We start from the raw sequence: 24,694 nt of genomic DNA, 5'->3' as shown, positions 1-24,694 counted from the left end.
TTTAATACTACATAGCTTTTTTCTACAAACTCTTACTTACTTCCTCTACTAGCTTCTTCGTACTCTCATACGCAGATTCCGCTAAACTAATCGCAGAAATAACAGAGACACCATCCGCACCGGCTTCTATAACCGAAGCGGTATTTTCAATCGTAATCCCACCGATACCAACAATCGGTATCATAATTCCTTGTTCTCTAAAGTGGGTTAAACCTTTCGTTCCTTGAACTGCTTTCGTATCTTTTTTCGTACTCGTTGGGAAAATAGGGCCAACACCTAAATAATCAGCTCCGTTTTCAATTGCCCAGCATGCTTCTTCAATTGTATGGGTAGATACACCAACAATTTTATCTCCCATTTTTTCACGAACAGAAGTAATTCCTTCATCATCTTGTCCAACATGCACGCCATCTGCATCTAACTCAAGAGCTAGTTCCACATCATCATTTACGATGAATGGTACACCATACTCCTTACAAATTTCTTGTAGTTCTTTTGCGAAACAAATACGTTTCTCTCCCGTTAAAGCGCCTTCCCCCTTTTCACGAAATTGAAAAATTGTTATACCGCCTTCAAGTGCATCTCTCAATACTTGTATTGGCTCCTTCGTACAATTGTTACTTCCCATAATAAAATATACTGGTAATAACCTAGACATTTTATCCATTGTAATACGCGACATCTAGTTCCCCTCCTTACTGTATAACCTCAATCTTCCCATACTTCTCAATATCATCTGAAGTTGTATTCGCTAACTGATTTAAAAATTCAATTTGGAAACTACCAGGTCCCTTTTCCACTGTCTTAGCAGCTGCCAGTTCCGCAGCTACACCATAAAAAGTTAATGCCGCTACTGCTGCATTTACATAATCCTTTTCTACTGCTACAAATGCTCCTATTACAGAAGTTAGTAAACAACCAGTTCCCGTAACTTTCGTTAAAATGGGATGACCATTTCGAATAAGAATAGTTCGCTCTCCGTCTGTAACAACATCTTCTTTTCCAGTAATCACCGCAACTGTATTCAATTCGTCTGCTGCCTGCCTTGCAATACTTACTACATTGCCATTTCCAGCACCGGCGTCTACCCCTTTAATTTCCCATCTTTCATTAATAACGTTCGCTATTTCAGCTGCATTTCCGCGGATAATCGCTAAATCGATTTCAGCCGGAATATGTCTCGCAACTTCTGTCCGATAAGAAGTTGCGCCTGCACCAACTGGATCAAATAATACTGGTACATCATTCGTGTTTGCTGATTTACCAGCAAGCAACATTGCTTCTACTTCTTCAGGACGAAGTGTCCCCATATTTAATACTAACGCTCCAGCAATGCTAGCCATTTCCGCTACTTCTTCTTTTGCATACGCCATTACAGGCGATGCCCCTAACGCTAACAAACCGTTAGCTGTAAAATTTGTTACAACAACATTTGTAATATTATGAACGAGCGGATTAGACTCTCTCACCAAATCCACTACTTTACTAATTTCTTTCATATTCATCCTTCTCATCCCCTAACTATAATGATGGGAGATACACAAAAAGGCACTTTGCGCGTACGCAAAGTGCCTGAACATGTGCTTTTACACTCTCCCTACGCTGGCATTATCCAACAGGTTCAAATGGTCAATGACGGATTAGTCATACTCTCAGTTTGCATCCACAAACTCCCATGTGTTACTTATTCATCTACTTCAAAGTCTACTCTTATTCTAATAAAATAACAAGTTCTTTCCTTTTAAGAATGATAGAGATCTTAACTCTCCTGGTTCAACCATTTTTCGCCTTTATATAATAAAAATAAAATTCATTTACAATGTCAATGGATACCCTTTAAAATCTGATATTTATATAAATCTTTTATTTACATAAGTAAAACTCTCCCCGGTATATTTCATCACAAATAACTCAAACCTTCCGCGAGACTGAATAGAACAAAGATGTATGCTATATTTAACGTATGGAAATTTGAAAGGATGTTTTTAAATATGGCAAAAAGTATTGTAATTGCTGAAAAACCTTCTGTTGCACGTGATATCGCACGTGTACTGAAATGTGATAAAAAAGGGAACGGCTATCTTGAAGGTAGTAAATATATTGTTACTTGGGCTTTAGGTCATCTCGTTACATTAGCTGATCCAGAAAGCTATGATGTAAAATACAAACAGTGGAATTTAGAAGATTTACCAATGCTACCGGAGCGTTTAAAACTAACAGTTATTAAACAAACAGGGAAACAGTTTAACGCTGTGAAAAGTCAGCTTATTAGAAAAGATGTAAATGAAATCATTATAGCTACTGACGCCGGTCGTGAGGGAGAGTTGGTCGCACGCTGGATTATCGATAAAGTTAAAATGCAGAAACCGATTAAACGTCTATGGATTTCATCTGTTACCGATAAAGCAATTAAAGATGGCTTCGCAAATTTAAAACCAGGAAAAGCATATGAAAATCTATATGCTTCGGCTGTCGCACGTTCAGAGGCTGACTGGTATATCGGGCTTAATGCGACTCGAGCATTAACTACTCGCTTTAATGCCCAACTAAATTGTGGTCGTGTTCAAACACCTACTGTAGCCATGATTGCAAGCCGTGAAGATGAAATCAAACATTTCAAAGCTCAAACTTTCTATGGTATCGAAGCTCAAACAGCTGAGAGATTAAAGCTAACTTGGCAAGATACAAAAGGAAATAGCCGTAGCTTTAATAAAGAAAAAACTGATGCAATCGTGAACAAAATTAGTAAGCAAAATGCTACTGTTGTAGACATTGATAAAAAACAAAAGAAATCGTTCGCTCCTGGTCTTTACGATTTAACTGAGCTACAACGTGATGCGAATAAAATATTTGGTTACTCTGCGAAAGAAACATTAAACATTATGCAAAAATTATATGAACAGCATAAAGTTTTAACGTACCCTCGTACAGATTCACGCTATATTTCATCTGATATTGTCGGAACACTTCCAGAGCGTCTGAAGGCTTGCGGAGTTGGAGAATACCGTCCTTTAGCACATAAAGTATTGCAGAAACCTGTAAAATCTAATAAATCATTTGTTGATGATAGTAAAGTAAGTGATCATCACGCAATTATTCCAACAGAGAGCTATGTAAACTTCTCAGCTTTCACAGATAAAGAGCGTAAAATTTATGACTTAGTTGTAAAACGTTTCTTAGCTGTTTTATTCCCGGCCTTTGAATATGAACAACTAACATTGCGCACGAAAATTGGTGACGAAACGTTCATCGCACGCGGAAAAACGATTTTACATGCTGGTTGGAAAGAGGTTTATGAAAATCGATTTGAAGATGATGATGCAATCGATGATGTAAGAGAACAAATCTTACCTCGAATCGAAAAAGGCGATACATTAAACATAAAACTAATTGTCCAAACATCAGGTCAAACGAAAGCACCTGCACGCTTTAATGAAGCAACATTACTTTCAGCGATGGAAAACCCAACAAAATACATGGATACGCAAAACAAACAACTTGCTGACACGTTAAAGTCAACTGGTGGATTAGGTACTGTAGCAACGCGTGCTGATATTATCGACAAGTTATTCAATTCGTTCTTACTTGAAAAACGTGGTAAAGATATTCATATTACTTCAAAAGGCCGTCAGTTACTTGATTTAGTGCCAGAAGAACTGAAATCTCCTACACTAACTGGTGAATGGGAGCAAAAGTTAGAAGCTATCGCTAAAGGAAAATTAAAGAAAGAAGTATTCATTTCAGAAATGAAGAACTATACGAAAGAAATTGTTGCTGAAATTAAATCGAGTGATAAAAAATATAAACATGACAACATTTCAACGAAGTCTTGTCCAGACTGCGGTAAACCGATGTTAGAAGTAAACGGCAAAAAAGGTAAAATGCTCGTTTGCCAAGACCGTGAGTGTGGTCATCGTAAAAATGTATCTCGTACAACAAACGCTCGTTGTCCGCAATGTAAGAAGAAACTAGAACTACGTGGTGAAGGAGCGGGCCAAATTTTCGCATGTAAATGTGGCTATCGTGAGAAACTTTCTACATTCCAAGAGAGACGTAAAAAAGAATCCGGCAGCAAAGCTGATAAACGTGACGTCCAAAAATATATGAAACAACAGAACAAAGAAGAAGAACCATTAAATAATCCATTCGCAGAAGCATTAAAGAAATTAAAATTTAATTAAACAAAAAGGTTCCTACCACTATCGGTAGGAACCTTTTATTTTTAATGAATAATTTTACTTCCTTTTGCGTTCTCAACAAACTTTTCACTTGATTTGTTAATTGGTGTTTTCAGTAATAATGCAGCCACAACCATGATTACTACGAAAGCACTTAACACAAGTAAATCTCTAGTTACTATATCCCAAAGCATCCCACCTACTGTTTCACGAATTGCACTAATTGCATATGTGAATGGCAAGAACGGATAAATCGCTTGGAAGAATGGTGGTGTCATTTGAATTGGGAACGTACCACCCGATCCTGCTACTTGTAGTACAAGTAAAATAATCGCCATCGATTTCCCAACGTTTCCGAAAATAGAAACGAGTGAGTACACGATACAAACAAATACTCCCCCAATAAATAAACTAAATAACACGAACCAGAATTTATCGACTACGTACGTACCGAGTAAGAATATATCCCCCATCGATACGATAAACGCTTGTGAAAGACCTATCGTTAAGAATGTTAATAAACGTCCGAAGTAAACTTCATGGCTCTTATAATTCGCGCCCTCTTCGTGTACTTCTACCGTTAATAATGAAACCATTAATAATGCACCTACCCATAATGCAAGCACTGTATAGAATGGTGACATTGCTGAACCGTAGTTCGGCATCGCAAATAATTTATTCTCTTTTAAATTTACTGGATTTGCAAAGTAGTCACTTTGCTTTTCAACATCGTTTTTCAATAAGCGTATGATGTCTTTTATATCCTCTTCAGATTCAAAATCACGAATTTTATCTGCTAATTCTTTAATCTTTTTCTCAGTCTCCGGCATTTCAGCTTTAATGTCTGCTAATTTCTTTCTACCGTCTACTAAGCCTTTTGATGAATCTTCTAGTAATTTTTTAACATCTGGAAGCTTTTTGTCTGCTTCGCTTAAAATTTGAGTTGTGTTTTTAGACATACGTTTCGTACGCTCAATTGCTGTGTTAAAGTTTGGAACGATTTCTGAATCATATGTTGCTAAGAAATCTCCTAATTGAGCTGAAGCATTTTTAGTTGCTTCATTAATACTTTCTACAACCTCTTTTGTAGGCTTCTGTCCATTGTTAATTAGTGTAGTTGCCTTATTCGTTGCATCTATACCTTTTTGAACAGTATTTTGTGCTTTATTCAATTTTGCAATTCCATTATTAAGGTTTTTGTCACTATTTACATCTGCTAATACCTTATTTGTGCTTTCTAGAACCGGAATCGCATCACCAATTAGATTCTTAGTAGCTTGTAATTGACCATTTAAATCGTTTAAAGCTACTTTTGTGCTATCTAATCCATTAACACCTCTATTATTTACGTCTGCTATAACACCTTCAAAAGTATTTTTTGCCTTATCATATTCATTTTTCACAGTGTCGTATGCTTCATTTGCATCAGCTTTCGCTTGATCAACTGTGCTAACTGCTTTTTTATAATCTGCTACAAATGTTTCATTATAATCTTTTTCAGCTTGATCAATTAATCCATTTGCTGCATCTAATTTTTGATTTGCTGCATCTGTTACATCTTTCTTTACTTCTTGTCCTGTGCCAATAACATTTACAATATCTTTAATACCGTTATTTGCATTTTCCATACCGCTTTTCAGCTTAGTTAAGCGATCCACTCGCCCTTGGAAAAAGCTTTGACCAAAATCAGTCGTAGCCGATTTTTGAAGTTCAGTAAATACATTGATAAGGTACGCAACACTATCTGTACGACCTTGAAGATTCTCAGAAACCGCATTAAGATCTTGCTTTGCCTTTTCCGGATCAAACTGGCCATTTTGTAATCCGTTTACAACACTTTTCCCGTATGATGTTCCTGCACGCGCCGAGTTTAAAACATTATTCACTGTTTGATTAAGATTTCTTGCAATATTTTTATAACCTTCATCATTCAACTTTGAAAGATCCGGACGCGCTGGAAACTCAGGTAATCCCTTCATACCAGAAAGGTCTACCCCTGGGTTCATTAAAAAGTTCGTAACAGCATTTGCTTTATCCATTACATCTTTTGCTACAGTTAAATTATTTCTCATTGTCCCAGGAGCATTTTGCAATGTTTGATCGTTGTTTGCAAAGAACTTATCTAAATTCCCTAACGCTTCTTGACCATCATTCATAACACTTTCTACAACTGGCAGCTCTTTTTGCGCTACTTTCACAACATCTTCTGCTCGAGTTGCATCATCTAACGCCTTATCCATAAGTGTATTCATTTCTGGGAACTGCGCTTCTAACTTAAATACAAGATCTTTTACTTTCTCGATACTCGGTAAGTTTGTTTCTAAATCGATTCCAAGGTCATTGAAGATTTTAAAAATCTCACCGTTTGCTGTTTTAACAAAGTTTTTACTAACCTCTTCTGTAAGACCCGATGCACCTTTAGCTGTAATCTTCGGTGCAATGGCATTCACCTTTTCATTTACATAGTAATCAATTTCCGGCTTCTGTGGATTTTCATTCAAGACTGTTGCAATCTTTTCAGAAAAATCTTTTGGAATAGTAATACTTGCGGAATAATCTCCACGCTCTACTCCATAAATTGCTTGCTTTTCATCAACAAACTTCCACCCGAAATTTTTGTCCTTCTTAAGTGAATCTACAATTTCTTTCCCGATATTAATATCTTTCCCTCTTAAATTTGATCCAACATCTTGGTTAGAAACTGCAATCTGGATTCCTTTCGTATTTCCGTAAGGATCCCAAGAAGCTTTGATGTTAAACCATGCATATAACGATGGTAAAATCATTAACCCTAAAACAATAACAATTGCAGCCCAATGTTTGGCTACATTCCGTAAATCTGTCTTATAAATACGCCAAATTTGTTTCATAAAAGTTATCACCTAATTATATATTTTTCCTTCTTTAGAAAATGATACATACATTTTGCAATTATATCACTTTCTACATCGTGGATTAAACGAAAATGCATTATTTTCCCTATTAAATATTTCACTTACTTCATTATATAACGAAGTAAGTGAAAACATGAATACAAAATGACCAAATTGGTTTTACATTCAGTAATAACAAATATATAGGAAATGTCATAAAAAATACAAGTATTTTCTCTTGGAAATACTTGTATTCATTAAAAAATCCTCACAGCTTTTTATAATCTGTGAGGATTTCTTCTATTATATGTCTAATTGCATCTCTACACCGAAATGATCTGAAATTACATTTCGGTTTGTGCCATTAAAAATAACTTTTGAAGAATAAACTGTTTTACTTTGGTTACACAATATTAAATCGATTCGCAAATTATGTTTATTTTCATCCCAACCAGCAATCTCACCTTGGACAGTTGTTCCTTCATCCTTCTCTATCGCTAGTTCATATGTGTCATATAAACCTTTTTGCATCATATACTCATAACCCTCTCCTTCCAAACGAGCATTGTTATTAAAATCACCCATTAAGAAGGAAAGTTCATTGCTATTTACACGCTCCATTAAACGATCAACTTGGTCTTTGAATGATTCTTCTTCATCATTCCACCAGCCAAGATGGCAAGAATAAAACGTTATATTCTTATCATTATAAGCAATTGTTGCACTTACAATTTTGCGTGTTTTCCAATACGTTGTATCCTTATTTTCTGAGATAAAGAACGTATCTTCCTTTACAATGTTGTGCTTTGTTATAATTGCTAATCCTTCCTCGTACACATCATATCCAATATGAGAGAAATCCCAAATAATATTGTATTCTTTTACATTTAATGCTCTTAACTCTTCTAGCAGTAAAAGTCCAAAATTATCTTTTTTCTTGTTACCGCATACATTTTCAGCTTGTATAGACTGACTTACTTCTTGCAATGCGATCACATCATAATCTTCTTCTTGAATTACTTTAGCAAGATACTTTATTTTTTCAATTTGATTCTCTTCTTGCCAAGAGTGACAATTTAAAGTTAGCAATTTCATATTATTACGCACCTAACATATCTTGAATGTCTGACTTTAATACGTCAGCTTTCGGGCCATATACTGCTTGTACACCTTTATCTTTTACGATAAGTCCTAAAGCACCATTTTGTTTCCATTGTGCTTCTGGTGCAACAACATCTAAATCTTTTACTGTTACACGTAAACGTGTCATACAAGCATCTACGTCAGCAATATTTTCTTTTCCACCTAATAAATCGATAACTTTTGTTGCTAATGAACCATCTTGTACGTTTCCTGTTCCTTCTGATGACTCATCTTCATTATCAATATAGTTACCCGCACGACCTGGTGTTGGTAAATTGAACTTTTTAATTAAGAAGTTGAATAATGTAAAGTTAAGACCGAAGAACACTAATGAAACGATAACGAAATTGATTAAATCTCTTGTTAGACCTGCGTTAACCATCATTGGTGTACGTGTAATTAACTCAATAAATCCGAATGCGTGAACACGTAAATCAATTAAATCTGCTAATGCGAATGCAAGCCCTGTTGTAATTGCATATACAACATATAATACTGGAGCAATAAACATGAACATGAATTCGATTGGCTCTGTTACACCTGTTAAGAATACTGCTAATGCTGCTGATAAGAACATTGGTTTATATTTTGCACGTTTTTCTTTATCAACATTACGGAACATCGCAAACGCGATCCCCATTAGTGCTGCTGTTGAGCCGATAACTTGTCCTGCTTTGAAACGAGCTGGCACAACGTTATTTAATAAATCGTTATATGCTTTCGTATCTCCATTTGCTAATAAGTTATTTAAATCTGTAATCCATGCAAGCCATAATGGATCTTGTCCCGCTACGATTTGTCCAGCTTTTGAGCCAGTTAACATCGTGTATGTTCCGCCTAGCTCTGTGTAGTTCATCGGAATCGTTAACATATGATGTAATCCAAATGGTAATAATAAACGTTCTAAAGTTCCATATACAAATGGCGCAACAACTGGCGCACTATCTTTAGATGCTGCAATCCAACGACCAAATTCATTTAATCCACTTTGGATAAACGGCCATAAAAGTGATAATACAATCGCAGTGACTGTAGACCAAACAATTACAACGAATGGTACGAATCGTTTTCCATTAAAGAATGCTAATGCCTGTGGCAGTTTATTATAGTTATAATACTTGTTATATAAAGTAGCTCCTAGGAAACCTGTGATAATCCCTACGAAAACTCCCATGTTTAATGCTGGTGCACCAAGTACAGAAGTAAAGTAATCTTTTACAACTAAATCTCCTGCTAATAATGAAGAAACTGTTGCTTTTGAATCCGCTAACATTTGAGCGTTTACGCCAAATATAGCTCCTGTAATTCTATTTGTTAAGACGAATGCTAATAGTGCTGCAAATGCACCACCTGCGCGATCCTTCGCCCAAGATCCCCCAATTGCTACTGCGAATAAAATGTGTAAATTTGTAATAATTGCCCAACCGATGTCTTCCATTACGCGAGCAATTGTATGAACTGCGTTAATATCCCCAGCAGACATCCCAATTAACTTCCCGATGGAAATCATTAAGCCCGCTGCTGGCATTACAGCTACAACAACTAATAATGCCTTCCCGAACTTTTGCCAAAAATCAAAAGACGTAATTTTCATCTGTTCTTCCTCCCCTTTATTTATAACAACATAATGATTTAAATTATAATTTCTGTCTCTCTTATGAAAACGATTCCTTATATCCCTATTTTTTATTGCGCAACCGTTTTCATAAATCTATTTTAATAAAAGCGTTTTCACATTGCAATAGAAATTTATTTTTTTTCATAAAAAAAGATGCTCAAAGAGCATCCTTTTTTATTATAAAATGCGATAAACCCTTGTTTCATAAGGTTTTAACGTGATTGTAGTTACTTGTTCATGTTCTGCAACTTCATAGTTATTTAAAAGCAAACGTTTGCGTTCTAGTGCGAATAAAGGCTCATTATACACAGCTTCCTCTTTTGAGATATTACTAATTACAATGACTTTTTCATCCTGTAATGTACGTGTATACGCATAAATTTGTGGATCGTCCTCTAAAAGTAAATCGTACGTACCATAATTCAATACATCATGCTCTTTTTTCAAGGCAATCATTTTCTTATAGAAATTGAAAATAGACTTTTCGTCATTTTTTTGCTTTTCAACATTAATTTCTTTGTAATTTGGATTCATGCCAAACCAAGGTGCACTTGTTGTGAAACCAGCATTCATCTCATCGTTCCACTGCATAGGTGTACGTGAATTATCACGGCAAGAAGCCCATATAATTTCCATCATATCTTGATGTGATACGCCCTCTGCAATTTTCTCTCGATATAAATTTTTAATTGCTACATCATCGTAATCTTCAATATTTGGTAACTGAACATTTGTCATACCAATTTCTTGTCCTTGATAAATAAACGGTGTACCGTGCATAAAGAAATACATCGCTCCTAGAGCTGTTGCACTTTCACGCCAATATTGTTTATCATCTCCCCACGTTGAAACGATACGTGGCTTATCGTGATTCTCGATATATAAAGCATTCCATCCCTTATTTTCTAATCCTTTTTGCCATTTCGTTAATACCTTTTTCAATCCTACAACATCAAGGTCTTTCTTCTTTTCTGCATCCCATAAGCTTAAATGTTCAAACTGGAATACCATATTGAATTTACCTTGCTCTTCTCCAACCCAAAGCTCAGCATCTTCAATCTTAACGCCATTAGCTTCACCAACAGTCATAATATCGTACTTAGAAAATGTATTTTCTTTTAACTCTTCTAATAAAGGTTGAATACCGTCCACATTCATATGTTTATCAAAAGATGGTACATATTTTAATTCTTTTGGATTTGGCATATCCTTGAAGCCATCTTCTTTTTTAATATGGCTAATTGCATCAACACGGAAACCATCAATCCCTTTATCAAGCCACCAATTAACTGTATCGTATAACACTTCACGAACTTCTTTATTCTCCCAGTTTAAATCTGGTTGTTTACGTGAGAATAAATGTAAATAATATTGTTCTGTTACTTCATCATATTCCCATGCCGAACCATTAAAAATACTTTCCCAGTTGTTTGGTTCTACGCCGTCTTTACCATCATGCCAAATGTACCAATCACGCTTCGGATTGTCTTTAGATGAACGAGATTCAATAAACCACGGATGTTCATCACTCGTATGATTAATAACTAAATCAATAATAAGCTTCATATCACGCTTATGAACTTCATCTAGTAAAGCATCAAAGTCTTCCATCGTACCAAACTCATCCATGATATCTTGATAATCACTAATGTCATAGCCATTATCATCATTAGGTGACTTATACATTGGACAAATCCAAATTACATCTATACCTAAATCTTTTAAATAATCCAGCTTTGCAATAATACCTTGTAAATCTCCAATACCATCACCATTTGAATCCATAAAGCTTCGTGGATAAATTTGATAAGCGACAGCTTCTTTCCACCATGTCTTATTCATACTAATTCTCTCCTTTTGCATCCCATCGGAATTTTATGCAAACGTTTTCGTAACACTATCATAACAAAATATGAATAGTTTGCAACTGTTTTCATTGAACTCTATGTAGATTCCTTCTTCTTATGCTTTATTTATTTCTCGCCAAGGCAAATCTCATTCTTCTCCTCTCCTTGTCCACGCGTATTACAGACCTTTTTCATATATTAATAAAAAGCCTGAATTATTTTAGGAAGGAGCTATAAATTGAAACATACAAAATTAACCGGTCGTGTCGTCGTACCTTCAGATCCTGACTATGACGTGGCCCGAATAAATTTAAATTTAAGTATTCCAAAACTCCCTTGTATTATTGTTTTTTGTCAAAATAAAAATGATGTGTGTAACGCCTTAAAATGGGCACGCGAACGTCATATACCTTTTCGCTTAAGAAGTGGGCGGCATAGTTATGAAAATTTCTCTCTTTTAAATGGCGGACTTATTATTGATGTGAGTGAAATGCATCGAATTACTGTTAATACAGAGAAGTTAACAGCAACAATTGAAGCTGGTGCAAATCTTGGTACTGTTTATAAAGAGCTTTGGAAATATGGTGTTACAATACCAGCTGGCACAAGTGCAAGTGTTGGGGTTGTTGGGTTAACGCTTGGCGGTGGCATCGGTATGCTTTCACGCTTATTCGGATTAACATGTGACCAATTAGTAGAAGTTGAAATGGTACAAGCATGCGGTAAATTGGGCGCAAAAATCATTCGCGCAAACGAACAAGAAAACCCTAACTTGTTTTGGGCATGCCGCGGCGGTGGCGGTGGAAATTTCGGCATTGTTACTTCCTTAACCTTTCGAGTCCACCCTATAAAAAACGTATCCATTTTCTCACTTACATGGGAGTGGAAAGACTTTATTTCTGCATTTCAAGCTTGGCAAAACTGGGCCCCTTATATAGATGAACGTCTCACTTCATCTATCGAATTATTCTCCAAACAAAGAAATAAAATTGAGGTAAAAGGTGAATTTGTTGGCTCTCCTTCTGAACTCTATCCCCTATTATCCCCTCTTCTTGAAACTGGTAATCCTTCTCTCTTTATAGATGAAGTTCCTTATATAAAGGCCGTCCAATTCTTTAACAGTGGTAATATTCCTGAAAAATTCAAGCGTTCTGGTTCCTATGTATATAAACCTATTCCCCTTAAAGGCATTCAAATCATGAAATATTTTCTTTCTCATGCACCAAATAAAGAGGCAAGCATTTGGCACCAATCACTCGTAGGTGCTGTAGAAAATATTTCCCCTAATGAAACCGCTTATTTCCATCGCAAGGCAATTATTGTTCAAGAATATATTACCTCTTGGAAATGCGACGATGAAGAAAATCGAAATATACGCTGGGTTAAAGACTTACGAGAAAGTTTAGATCCTTATACACTAGGCGACTATGTCAATTGGCCCGATATCGACATAAAAAATTGGCAAACTAGTTATTATGGCTCTAATTTTCAAAGACTACGTAAAGTGAAGACTGCATATGACCCTTGCAACGTTTTTCACTTTCAACAAAGTATTCCCCCTTTTCATACGTAAAAAAGGAGGAATAAAATAAAAAATCATCCAACATGTTCGCTGCCTTATAGCATGTTGGATGATTCAAGTTAATGTTCTATATCGATTCAAATTATTACTCCTACTCATAAACTTTCAATTACGGATTAATTGTATTTCCTATCATTTTCATGCAATGAATGTAATTTAATATTTGGTACTTTATTTTTTTCAATACCGCTATTATAAACAACAGGAATTTGAAATTCGAATTGCTTTGTCTCATGTTTTTGTAAATAGACTGGTTTCGGTACTTGATAACTTTTTGAATTCTCGTTTGCATTATCATATAAAACAACTTTTAATGCTTGTGAATGATTACGATAATTTTTTAAAGTAACAATGCACTTTTGTTCGATATCCTCTCCATTTTTCTCCATTCTACACTGGCTATCTTCTTTTTTATATTCTATTGCTTCTACCCCTGTTTTCCCTGCATAATACCATGTTTTATTCAATGTCTGGAGGATGTTATTTAAAATAAACGGCATCATTAAAATCAAAATACTAATGCCTACTACTTTTACCTTATTCATTGTTCTAAATGTACTAGATTCCTGTTTTCCTATCCATTTTACGAATAATATAAATGCAATTACATGTAGTACGAAAGAAACAATCAATATATTTGAGACTTTATAATCCATATAAATATATGTATGTACCGGAACCTTATAGAAATTGAATAGTTTTTCCCCAATTAATTCATTATCGTTTGGAATTTTTAATAATAACAAAACCCCTATACTGTAACAAATAGCTACTAATCGATCATACTCAATTCGGACCATTCTTTCTCTCCTTCCCCTTACTTTTTTATTATCGATTTTAGCTATTATTACCATACTATACAATCTTTTTATAGAGGATAACGTAAAAAAGCTCCTTATAAATATATAAAGAACTTTATTAATATACAATATGAATTAGAAAATCCATATGAAATTTTCACATAGAGATTTCCTCAAAATATGTTGGATTATGTATTGTAATTTTTTTATCAAGAATTGTAACAATACTATCGTTTTTTAATTGTTTTAATACGCCGCTAACCGTCTCTCGGGACGTACCAGATATTTTTGATATTTCAATTGTTGTAAGTGGGCATGAAATTACAATCGTTTCGCCACTCTGTTCTCCTAAATCTTGCATTAAATAATTTAATGTTTGAATGACCCGATCTTGTGCATTAGGAATTGTAATATTTTGCACTCGATTTTCGTTTAGTTTTAATATTGATGATAATTGCTGAACAACGTACATTAATTGCGTCCTACTAGATTTCACCATATCTTCGAAAATTACTGTCGGAATATAGTATACTTCTACATCTGTCATCGCCTCTGCCGTATAGTTATATCCTCTGTCTGTAAACATACCACCATAAGGAAAAATAGAATACCGCTTTACATAGTCCTCATATAATAAATTCCCACTTTGATTTACCCGCTCTAACTTTACAAAACCATCTAACATGAAGTAAATTCTTTCTCTTGAATCCCCTTCTAAAAATAAAAATTGACCCTTTTTATAAGTTCGCCAATAGACAAACTCCGTCAAACCTTTCAATTTCTTTTCTGTTAAATGAGCAAATAATTCAAACTGCTTTAAATCTTTAACTACGTTCCGTCTATTCATAAAATTCCCTCTCTCTTGCTGTATGTTGGAGCGAAAAATCAAGAAAGCGTATTCAAATTAAATTTTATCATAATTAACTTACATATTCAGATTTCATCATGAAAACTTTATGAACAATGAGTACAAAAAATATTAATAAACAAAAAGAATGAAGTTACTAACTTCATTCTTTTTTTACCAATAAGTAGAGTACATAATTATTTAAACATACATGCATACATCCTGTTTAGAAATAATAGTACCAGCTTTTTCTTCTAGTGCTTCATATACTTTTTCTAAAGACGTAATAATTGTTTTTCTTTTTGGATTTGTATTAACAAAATTAATAGCAGCTTCAATTTTTGGAAGCATACTTCCCGCAGCAAATTGTTGTTCTTCCATGTATTCTTCTAATTGATTCACTGTGACATGCTCTAATTTCTTTTGATTCAGTTGATTATAATTTACATACACATGATCAACTGCAGTTAAAATTACTAGCGTATCGGCATCTACTAATTCAGCTAGTTTCTGCGCAGCGAAATCTTTATCGATAACCGCTTCAGTTCCTTTTAGCCCTTCTTCGGAATCAATCACTGGAATTCCACCACCGCCAACAGCTATTACTATATTTCCATCCTCGACCAAAGAATTAATCACTTTATGCTCATGAATACTTACAGGCTTCGGTGATGGAACAACACGTCTCCACCCTCTGCCAGCATCCTCTTTAAACACTGCTTTTGTTTCTTCCATTAATCTTCTGGCTTCTTCTTCTGTATAAAAAGGACCAATTGGTTTAGTTGGATTTTTAAATGCCTCATCTTTTTCATCCACGACAACGCGTGTTATAACCGTTGCTACGTCTTTTTTTATATTCCGTTTTTTCAATGCCTTTTCAATCGCATTTTCCATCCAATATCCAATCATCCCTTGACTCATTGCACCACAAGTATCTAATGGCATTGCAGGTGTCTTTTCCGTTTCTGCAGCTTTTTGCTGTAATAAAATATTCCCCACTTGTGGGCCATTTCCGTGCGCAATTACTATATCTACATCATTTTCCATTATTTTCACAAGTTGTTCCGCTGTTTTTTCTAACGCTTCTTGCTGTGCTCCCGCAGTAGCTTTTCCAGACTGTATCGCATTTCCCCCTAGTGCAACTACAATTTTTCTTCGTGCCATATTTCAACCCTCCAATTGATTTCATTTTCACAGCGCTTTATAAAGTAATACTTCCTGTAATCAATCCATAAATGGCAAAGAATGCTAAAGCACCAATCGCTACCGACGATGCTAATTCCACTCGAGTAAATATTTGCTTCGAACTCTTTTGCTTTTGAACATTGTAGAAAATAAAAATACCTGGTGCATATAAAGTCATTGTTAGTAATAAATAATCTAAACCAGCTGCATAAACTAACCACACGCCATAAATACTTGCTATCAAACCAATTATTATATTTTTATTTCGATCCGCTTCTTCAGACTTTAAGCTATGCTTCAGTTGATAAAATGCTGAAAAAGCATATGGGATTAAAATAGCTGAAGATGCTAACGAGAATGCAAAGTTATACGCCTGATCGGAAACGACGAATGTTAATAAGAACATTTGAATTAAGCCATTTGTTATCCATAATGAATTTATTGGAGCCTTATTTTTATTTTCTTTTGCAAACCATTTTGGAAATACTCCGTCTTTAGCAGCTAAATACGGAATTTCAGAAGCAAGTAAAGTCCATCCTAACCAAGCACCTAATACAGATATGACTAAACCTAAATTAATAAAGATAGCACCCCATTTTCCAACAACGCTTTCAAATAAATAAGCCATAGCTGGACTTTTCAAATTAGCAATATCTGCTTGTTGCATAAGTCCAAGAGACAGTAATGTAATTAAAATGTAAATGATGAGTGTACCAATTAAGCCAATAACCGTCGCTTTCCCTACATCACTTCTATTTTTTGCTCGACTAGATAAAACAACAGCCCCTTCTACCCCAATGAACACCCATAAAGTTACAAGCATTGTACTTTTAACTTGGCTGCCAACCGCTCCCCATGAAAAAGAACCAGTTTGTCCCCAAAATCCATCTAGGAACGTATCAATATGAAACGCGAAGATTCCTATAACAATAAATACAAATACAGGTACTAATTTTGCGATTGTAGTTACTAAATTCACAAGTGCTGCTGATTGAACTCCACGTAAAATTAACATGTGAACACACCATAATAATACGCTTGCACCAATAATGGATGCTACATTTTGACCGCCTTCAAAGATTGGGAAGAAATAACCTAATGAAGAAAACAATAATGTGCCGTAAGCTACATTACCAAGCCAGGCAGATAGCCAATATCCCCACGCACTATTAAACCCCATAAAATTACCAAATCCTGCTTTTGCATAACTAAAAATACCACCATCTAAATCTGGCCGCTTTACAGTTAGATTTTGAAAAGATAATCCAAGCGCAATCATCCCAATTCCTGTTATAACCCAACCAATAATAATGGCTCCAGCACCAGCACCTTTTGCCATATCACTTGCTAAATTAAATGCTCCACCGCCAATCATAGAACCAACTACAAGAGCCGTTAAAGTAAACAATCCTAATTTCTTATCTTCACCCATTCCACTCACCTCTCTTTAATTGCAATAACAATACTAACGCAATAGTGAATGATAGTGCCTAAAGGAGGGGAAAGAAGAAAGGAAAATCCCCTTTCTTCTCTACTCCATGTTTCCTAAAGTAGCTGCCATAACAGCTTTAATTGTATGCATTCTATTTTCAGCCTGATCAAATACTTTTGAATGTTTACTGCGGAATACTTCGTCAGTTACCTCCATTTCTTTCAACCCATACTTTTCATAAACTTCCTCACCATACATCGTTTCAACATCATGGAATGCAGGTAAACAATGTAAGAAAATCATATTTTCATTTCCTGTTTCTTTAATCATTTGCATATTTACTTGATAAGGTTTCAATAACTCGACACGTTCAGCAAATTTTTCTTCTTCCCCCATAGATACCCATACATCTGTATAGATTACATCCGCACCCTCAACAGCTTCTTTAACATTACTTGTTACCATTACCCGTTCGTTATATTTTTTTGCTAAATCAATTACTTCCTGTTCTGGCCATAAAGATTCCGGTGTACAAATACGTACATCCATTCCAACGATCGCTCCACCAACTAGTAAGCTATTAGCGACATTATTTCGTCCATCTCCAACATAAACAAGCTTCACATTTTTTAACTTTCCTACATGTTCTCTAATAGTTAATAAATCTGCGAGCGTTTGTGTTGGATGCCACATATCTGTTAAACCATTCCACACTGGCACACCAGAATTTTCTGCTAAAGATTCTACAGTTTCATGAGTAAATCCACGGAACTCAATTCCGTCAAACATGCGCCCTAACACTTTTGCTGTATCTTCTACAGATTCTTTCTTCCCAAGCTGAATATCACCTTTCCCTAAATATTCAGGGTTTGCACCTAAATCTGTACATGCTACTGTAAATGCACATCGTGTACGAGTTGAAGTTTTTTCAAATAAGAGCGCTACATTTTTTCCTTCTAAATAACGATGTGGGATACCATTTTTCTTTTTCTCTTTTAATTCTGCTGCTAAATCTAGAAAATATAATAATTCTTCTTGTGTAAAATCTTTTTCAGCTAGAAAACTTCTTCCTTTTAAATTAGGTCTAGTCATTAACATAATTCATCCCTGCTTTCTCCGTTATTTATACTAAATATCTTTACGAACAATCGGCATACTCATGCAACGTGGACCCCCACGACCACGAGATAATTCCGAACTTAGCACCTCAATAACTTCTATACCATGTTCCCGTAATAAAGCATTGGATACATAGTTGCGATCATATGTAACAACTACTCCCGGCGCAATCGCTAATGTATTCGAGCCATCATTCCATTGTTCACGAGCAGAAGCAATTACATCTCCTCCTCCACAAGGGATAAGAACTAATTCACTTAAGCCTAATACCTCTTTTAATGCTTCCATTAAAGAAGTACGATGTGTAATTTTAAGAGTTTCTTCATCTGAGCCTTTTTCTAAAATATAAATATTCATATTTCCTTTCGGTCCTTGAATGGCCGGATGAATTGTAAATTTATCATAATCGACCATTGTAAATACTGTATCTAAATGCATAAATGCTCGGCATTTTGGAATTTCTATTGCTAACACTTTCTTAATTTTATTTTGTCGACTAAAGAGATTTTTAGCTAAACGTTCAATTGCTTTAGCTGAAGTGCGGGCAGATACTCCAATTGCAATTGTTTCCTCATTTAAAATTAGCTCGTCGCCACCTTCAATTGGAAACTTATAATCACGATCTAGCCAAATTGGCACATTGTGATTTGCAAATCTTGGATGATATTTAATAATGTACTCCATGAACAATGATTCACGTCTACGTGCCGGTTCTCTCATCTTATTTATCGTTAAGCCATCACTCATGGCAGCTGCTGGATCACGAGTAAAATATAAATTAGGCATTGGGTCTAAGTAAAATGGATAGTGATCTTCCATTAACTCGTATAAATGTGTTTTCTTACTTGTTTCAATTTCGTTTTTCCGTACACCACCCATAATTTTTTGAATTAATTCTTCATTTGAAAAGGAAAGTAAATATTCTTTTAAAGTTTGATGTGCAACATTTACGTCAGCCTGTCCTTCTTGTAAAATACGATCAACAAATTCTTCTCGAAGTTTTTTATCTACTAACGCCTCAGCAGCTAGTTTTTCTAAATAAAGAACTTCAACACCCCGATTGCTTAATGTTTGTGCAAAATAATCATGCTCTTTTTGAATAATTGGTAAGTATGGAATATCGTCAAATAATAATTGTTGCAAATAATCTGGCGTTAAGTTTTCCACTTCTTTACCAGGTCGTTTTAATAAAACCGTTTGTAATTCCCCAATTTCTGAAGTAACATGTATCGGATGCTTCATTTGTTGTACCTCCTTTTAAATATGTTTGATGTCTTACAAGTACATAATAAATGCTACACGCTTTTATCTTTGTGAAAGCATCCACATTATCATTGTGAAATATTAAACAAGTTATTTTTTTAAAATCATATGAATTTGTATTTTTATAACACTTCATCCCGCTTTTTCAATAAAAAAATACATATATTACGCATATATGTTGAATATTTAACTTCCGTATTTAAACAAAAATCCTGTTTTTAATTTTTATTAAAAACAGGATTTTGCATCTACATAATTAAATTTAACCTTTCTTCTAAAATTTCCCTATCTGATTTTGACTGAGAAATTATAAGGCATGTATCATTTCCACATATACATCCTATTTTTTCTTTCCAATCTAGCTCATCAAACAAAACACCAATAACATGTGCATTACCGGGTAATGTTTTAATAACCATTAATTGATCTACACAATCAATTTTTACAACAACCTCTCGTAATTTTTTCTTTAACTTTATATCAGTTTGTAAATGCTCTTCTGAGAAAAATTTATATATCATTAATCCTTCTTGAGAAGGTACCTTCGTTAAATTCAACTCACGAATATCTCGAGAAACTGTAGCTTGTGTTACTAATACATCTTTTTTTGCTAACAATTCTACTAATCTTTCTTGCTTCTCTATTTCATACTCCTTTACAAATTGTTTAATTAATCGTTGTCTTTTTTCTTTTTTCATAAAAGACACCCCTTTTAATATTATAGCTCGCTATAATTTTCATCCGAAAGGGACAGAAAAGAATGTTGCGGAAACGTTCATAGTTTATACTTTTTAACTGTAGATATTAAATCTAGCTAAAAAAAGAGAAGAACAGCATTCTGTTCTTCTCTTTTACATTGAAAACCGTTCAATTGTTTGTTTTAAATCCGCTGATTGCTTCTCTAAGTCTTTTAATAATTGATCGATTGCTATCATATTTTTAGACTGTTGCAACGTCACACGTGCCACTTCTTGTGAACCAGCTGACGTTTCTTCCCCAATTGCTGCTACAGCCTTTGTTTGTGCTCCTGTTTGATGAATGTGATTCACTTGTTCATTCATATAACTACTAATTTGCTTAGTTGCATCGGCTACTTCCATAACACTTGATGACATTTCTTTTAAAATTAATTCTGTAGCTTCTCCGCGTTTTGCCTCTTCTTTAGCTGTCTTCACCTGCTTTGTCATTTTCAATGCGACTTGCTGTACTTCATCTTGCATATTCCGTAATAACTGCGATATGTTTCTTGCGGAATGATCACTCTCATCAGCAAGTTTACGTACTTCTTCTGCTACAACCGCAAAGCCCCTTCCATGCTCTCCTGCACGAGCTGCCTCAATAGAAGCGTTGAGTGCTAATAAATTTGTTTGGCTAGCAATCTCACTCACAACAGAAACGATGTGTTCAACTTGTTTCATTCGCTCTTCTAATTTCTGTACATTTTCCATCGAATCTTCATCTTCTCTCGCCAATGTTTGAATACCTTGAATTAAAGACGTAAAGACACGTGTACTTTGTCCTAAAGCTTGAACCATTTCTGAAGACAACTCGTCAGACTGTTTTGCTTTTCCTTCTACTTCATTTGCAATAGAAGTCGTTGTATCAACAGTAGAAACGATCGCTTGAATCGATGCTGCTGATTGCTCGGCACCGGAAGAAATCTCCGCAAGAGTTTCAGACACACCTTGCGCTTGCTTTGTCGCTTCACCTGTTTGTTTTCTAATTTGCTGAACTTGATTATTTGTATACGAAAATGTAGTATCAATATTTTTTACCATACCTCTTAAATTTCCTAGCATCCTATTAAATGCAACACTTAAAGGCTTAATTTCATCATCCGTCTTTGGCAATGGGACATCTTCCCGAATATCACCCTCAGCCGCTTTCCGTGCAGATTCTTCCAACTTCCGAAGTGGTTTAATTAAAAAAATTGCTGCTCCATATGCTAAAATTCCAGACCATACTACACCTAATAACATAAAGATAATATTATAAACAGTTAGACTTACATAAATTTGAAAATAATCATATATAACGTAAATAAAAAATATGCTTGTTGAATATGTAATGAAAGCTAAAACTGTCGTAAATAGCATAAGCTGTATACGTAAACCATAGGAAAATGTTTTCCTTTCTTTTTCCATCTCTTCTTTCCCCCTTATTTTAAGCAATATAAGTAATACCTATATATTGTTATCCATATTTTCGCTATAGAAAGATATAAAATTTTAAAAATCATAATTTCCTTGAATATCAAATCTCGCCAAAAAAATAAAGGATTCTGACAATTCGTGACTAATAACAGAAATAAGGGGCAACATTTGTAAATATATTTTTGACTGGGGGTTTTGTATGATTCAAGTTCGAAATCTAGTAAAATCATTTGGTTCACTTGATGTTTTAAAAGGAATTGATTTAGAAGTAAAAGAAAAAGAAGTTGTTGTTTTAATCGGTGCCAGTGGTTCCGGCAAAAGTACATTACTTCGCTGTCTTAACTTTTTAGAAATGTACGATGAAGGTGAAATTCATTTACAAGGTGAACGAATTGATCCAAAGCATTCAAATTTAAACAAAGTCCGTGAAAATGTCGGTATGGTTTTTCAGCACTTTAACCTCTTTCCTCATATGACCTCACTAGAAAACATCATAGAAGCACCTATTCACGTAAAAAAATTGGAGACAGCAGACGCGAAGGATGTTGGTAATCAACTCCTACAAAAAGTCGGCCTACAAGATAAGGCGGATGTAACTCCTCACCTACTTTCAGGTGGTCAAAAACAACGCGTTGCGATTGCACGAGCTCTTGCTATGAATCCTAAAATTATGCTATTTGATGAACCTACCTCAGCCTTAGACCCTGAACTCGTTGGAGAAGTATTGCAAGTTATGAAAGAACTTGCTGAAGAAGGAATGACAATGGTTATTGTTACTCATGAAATGAATTTCGCAAGAGATGTAGCTGATCGCGTCATCTTTATGGATGACGGGAAAATTGTAGAGGATGCTCCGCCAGCGCAATTCTTTTCAGCTCCATCACATGAACGAGCAAAGCAATTTTTACGTAACGTTTTATAATGTAACTTCTATTTCAAACGTAAAGAAATACATTCATACGGTGCACAACTAATTATCCAAATAAAATATCTCGATAACATACTTAAAACCATCCGTATGATCAATATATAGGAGGGGTTTTATGAAAAGAAAACTATTAACCATTGTTGCGAGTATTACACTATGTACATCCTTCATACTAGGAGCCTGTAGTAAGGAAAGCTCGACTACTTCATCAAATGGTGAAAAGGAATTTCGTTATGCGATGAGTGGATTATACAAACCTTTTAACTATAAAGAAAATGACGGAAAACTTGCTGGATTTGATGTAGAAATAGGTGAGGCGCTCGCGAAAAAGATGGGAATGAAACCCGCTCCTATTACAAATCCATGGGAAACGCTAATTCAAGGTCTACAATCAAAAAAATATGATGCGATATTAGGAAGTATGGCCATTACAGAAGAACGATTAAAAGCTGTTAGTTTCTCAAACCCATATTATCGCTCTGGTGCCCAGATTTTCGTAGCTAAAAAGAATACATCTATCTCTTCTCCAGAAGATTTGAAAGGAAAGAAAATTGGTGTTGTAAAAGCTAGTACCTTTAAAACCCTTGTTGCAAAATATACAGATCAAATTACAGAATACGATAGTGATATTACCGCTCTTATGGACTTAGAGCCTGGGCGTGTTGACGCAGTAATCACTGATCAAATGGTTGGTCTTCGAATGATTAAAGAAGGTAAATCAAGTATAAAAGAAGCTGGAAAACCATTAAATCTTGATGAAATGGGAATTGCTATTCGCAAAGATGATAAAGAAATGGTTGAGAAAGTAAATAAAGCTTTAGATGAAATCATTAAAGATGGTACGTACGAAAAGATTAGTAAAAAATGGTTTGGTCGTAATATTCTTGGAGAAGAGGCAAAAACGAAGTAAGTTAGCTATTCAAAGATTTCATAAATGATGCCCCACTTCCCATGTGGGGTATTTCATTCCCTACTAAAATCTATACACTATGAGGTGAAACGCATGTTTGAAATTTTTATCTCTACCTACCCCACACTCTTAAAAGCTACTATTGTCACATTACAATTAACATTAACTTCCCTAGTACTCGGTTCATTAATTGGATTACTATTTGCTTTCTTTCGAATCTCTAACAATAAAGTTTTAAATAGTATTGCTCATGTATACATCGCCATTATTCGTGGTACACCTTTAATTGTTCAAATCGCAATTCTCTATTTTGGTATTACATCTGTTGTTGTGTTCACCCCTTTTTGGGCAGGAGCAATTGCTTTAGCAATTCATAACGGTGCATATATTACCGAAATTTTCCGTGGATCCATTCAATCCGTTGACCGTGGACAATTAGAAGCTGCTCGCTCTTTAGGCATGCCTTACCCTTTAGCAATGCGCCGAATTATATTACCACAAGCATTTCGTCTATCTCTTCCTCCTCTAGGTAATCAATTTATTATTGGATTGAAAGATTCCTCACTTGTTGCTTACGTAGGAATGTCCGAATTATGGGGATCTGGTTTATCCATTGCTGCAGGTAACTTTCAACAATTAGATACTTATGTAATCGTTGGTTTATATTATCTCGTACTTGTTCTCCTATTTACTTACTTTGTTAACCTTTTAGAAAAACGATTACAGCGCAAAGAGACAAATTCTATCCAAGTCCATACAAAGAATAAAAAAGAAGTTTCTTTATAAAAAAAAGCAAGCCTGAGATGGCTTGCTTTT

The 24,694-nt window shown here is 34.9% G+C and carries 19 protein-coding genes and 1 riboswitch; of the genes, 5 read left to right on the top strand and 14 right to left on the bottom strand.

Annotation, left to right across the window (positions count from 1 at the left end; genetic code table 11):
* Positions 1-22: 22 nt before the first annotated feature.
* Both thiE and thiM read right to left on the bottom strand, forming a co-directional pair.
* A complete protein-coding gene (thiE, locus tag BAQ49_RS23470) occupies positions 23-682 on the bottom strand; it encodes a thiamine phosphate synthase (protein ID WP_071747270.1) in 660 nt (219 codons plus the stop codon).
* 13 nt (positions 683-695) lie between these two features.
* Positions 696-1,505, bottom strand: a complete 810-nt coding sequence (thiM, locus tag BAQ49_RS23465; RefSeq protein ID WP_071747269.1) for a hydroxyethylthiazole kinase — start codon at positions 1,503-1,505, stop codon at positions 696-698.
* Positions 1,506-1,577: 72 nt separating this feature from the next.
* A riboswitch (TPP riboswitch) is annotated at positions 1,578-1,687 on the bottom strand.
* A gap of 304 nt (positions 1,688-1,991) precedes the next feature.
* Between thiM and BAQ49_RS23460 the strand changes: the two genes are divergently transcribed.
* A complete protein-coding gene (locus tag BAQ49_RS23460; protein WP_071747268.1) occupies positions 1,992-4,181 on the top strand; it encodes a DNA topoisomerase III in 2,190 nt (729 codons plus the stop codon).
* A gap of 41 nt (positions 4,182-4,222) precedes the next feature.
* Here BAQ49_RS23460 and BAQ49_RS23455 read toward each other — a convergent pair whose 3' ends face one another.
* The 4 genes from BAQ49_RS23455 to BAQ49_RS23440 form a co-directional block, all read right to left on the bottom strand.
* Positions 4,223-7,048 carry a YhgE/Pip domain-containing protein gene (locus BAQ49_RS23455; protein WP_071747267.1) on the bottom strand — a complete coding sequence of 942 codons (2,826 nt, stop codon included), beginning with the start codon at positions 7,046-7,048 and terminating at the stop codon, positions 4,223-4,225.
* A 306-nt stretch (positions 7,049-7,354) separates the two neighbouring features.
* Positions 7,355-8,146 carry an endonuclease/exonuclease/phosphatase family protein gene (locus tag BAQ49_RS23450; protein WP_071747266.1) on the bottom strand — a complete coding sequence of 264 codons (792 nt, stop codon included), beginning with the start codon at positions 8,144-8,146 and terminating at the stop codon, positions 7,355-7,357.
* 4 nt (positions 8,147-8,150) lie between these two features.
* Entirely contained in the window at positions 8,151-9,788 is a 1,638-nt protein-coding gene (locus BAQ49_RS23445; protein WP_071747265.1) for a PTS transporter subunit IIBC, read from the bottom strand.
* Between the two features lie 201 nt (positions 9,789-9,989).
* Positions 9,990-11,654 (bottom strand): glycoside hydrolase family 13 protein, encoded by a 1,665-nt coding sequence (locus BAQ49_RS23440; protein ID WP_071747264.1) that lies wholly within the window; start codon positions 11,652-11,654, stop codon positions 9,990-9,992.
* A gap of 243 nt (positions 11,655-11,897) precedes the next feature.
* On the opposite strand from BAQ49_RS23440, the gene BAQ49_RS23435 reads away from it, so the two are divergent.
* Positions 11,898-13,232 (top strand): FAD-binding oxidoreductase, encoded by a 1,335-nt coding sequence (locus tag BAQ49_RS23435; protein WP_071747263.1) that lies wholly within the window; start codon positions 11,898-11,900, stop codon positions 13,230-13,232.
* A gap of 125 nt (positions 13,233-13,357) precedes the next feature.
* On the opposite strand, the gene BAQ49_RS23430 is transcribed toward BAQ49_RS23435, so the two are convergent.
* The 8 genes from BAQ49_RS23430 to BAQ49_RS23395 form a co-directional block, all read right to left on the bottom strand.
* A complete protein-coding gene (locus tag BAQ49_RS23430) occupies positions 13,358-14,041 on the bottom strand; it encodes an ABC transporter permease (RefSeq protein ID WP_071747262.1) in 684 nt (227 codons plus the stop codon).
* Between the two features lie 157 nt (positions 14,042-14,198).
* The gene (locus tag BAQ49_RS23425; RefSeq protein ID WP_071747261.1) at positions 14,199-14,888 is read right to left on the bottom strand and encodes a Crp/Fnr family transcriptional regulator; all 690 of its coding nucleotides are present in this window, start codon (positions 14,886-14,888) and stop codon (positions 14,199-14,201) included.
* 201 nt (positions 14,889-15,089) lie between these two features.
* The gene (gene arcC, locus BAQ49_RS23420; protein WP_071747260.1) at positions 15,090-16,052 is read right to left on the bottom strand and encodes a carbamate kinase; all 963 of its coding nucleotides are present in this window, start codon (positions 16,050-16,052) and stop codon (positions 15,090-15,092) included.
* 37 nt (positions 16,053-16,089) lie between these two features.
* The gene (gene arcD, locus BAQ49_RS23415; RefSeq protein WP_071747259.1) at positions 16,090-17,505 is read right to left on the bottom strand and encodes an arginine-ornithine antiporter; all 1,416 of its coding nucleotides are present in this window, start codon (positions 17,503-17,505) and stop codon (positions 16,090-16,092) included.
* 99 nt (positions 17,506-17,604) lie between these two features.
* Positions 17,605-18,603, bottom strand: coding sequence for an ornithine carbamoyltransferase (gene argF / locus BAQ49_RS23410; RefSeq protein ID WP_071747258.1), 999 nt, complete (start codon positions 18,601-18,603; stop codon positions 17,605-17,607).
* A 30-nt stretch (positions 18,604-18,633) separates the two neighbouring features.
* On the bottom strand, positions 18,634-19,866 hold the full coding sequence (gene arcA, locus BAQ49_RS23405; protein WP_071747257.1) for an arginine deiminase: 1,233 nt from the start codon (positions 19,864-19,866) through the stop codon (positions 18,634-18,636).
* A 269-nt stretch (positions 19,867-20,135) separates the two neighbouring features.
* The gene (gene argR, locus BAQ49_RS23400; RefSeq protein ID WP_071747256.1) at positions 20,136-20,585 is read right to left on the bottom strand and encodes an arginine repressor; all 450 of its coding nucleotides are present in this window, start codon (positions 20,583-20,585) and stop codon (positions 20,136-20,138) included.
* Positions 20,586-20,738: 153 nt separating this feature from the next.
* Positions 20,739-22,031 carry a methyl-accepting chemotaxis protein gene (locus BAQ49_RS23395; RefSeq protein ID WP_071747255.1) on the bottom strand — a complete coding sequence of 431 codons (1,293 nt, stop codon included), beginning with the start codon at positions 22,029-22,031 and terminating at the stop codon, positions 20,739-20,741.
* Between the two features lie 208 nt (positions 22,032-22,239).
* Between BAQ49_RS23395 and BAQ49_RS23390 the strand changes: the two genes are divergently transcribed.
* The 3 genes from BAQ49_RS23390 to BAQ49_RS23380 all read left to right on the top strand — a co-directional run bounded on the left by BAQ49_RS23390 (position 22,240) and on the right by BAQ49_RS23380 (position 24,664).
* Positions 22,240-22,962 carry an amino acid ABC transporter ATP-binding protein gene (locus BAQ49_RS23390; RefSeq protein ID WP_000616929.1) on the top strand — a complete coding sequence of 241 codons (723 nt, stop codon included), beginning with the start codon at positions 22,240-22,242 and terminating at the stop codon, positions 22,960-22,962.
* Positions 22,963-23,083: 121 nt separating this feature from the next.
* The gene (locus BAQ49_RS23385; protein ID WP_071747254.1) at positions 23,084-23,878 is read left to right on the top strand and encodes an ABC transporter substrate-binding protein; all 795 of its coding nucleotides are present in this window, start codon (positions 23,084-23,086) and stop codon (positions 23,876-23,878) included.
* 93 nt (positions 23,879-23,971) lie between these two features.
* The gene (locus BAQ49_RS23380; RefSeq protein WP_071747253.1) at positions 23,972-24,664 is read left to right on the top strand and encodes an amino acid ABC transporter permease; all 693 of its coding nucleotides are present in this window, start codon (positions 23,972-23,974) and stop codon (positions 24,662-24,664) included.
* Positions 24,665-24,694: the final 30 nt, after the last annotated feature.

The organism is Bacillus proteolyticus, from assembly GCF_001884065.1.
Taxonomy (GTDB): Bacteria; Bacillota; Bacilli; order Bacillales; family Bacillaceae_G; genus Bacillus_A; species Bacillus_A proteolyticus.
This window is presented reverse-complemented; position numbering and strand designations above follow the sequence as displayed.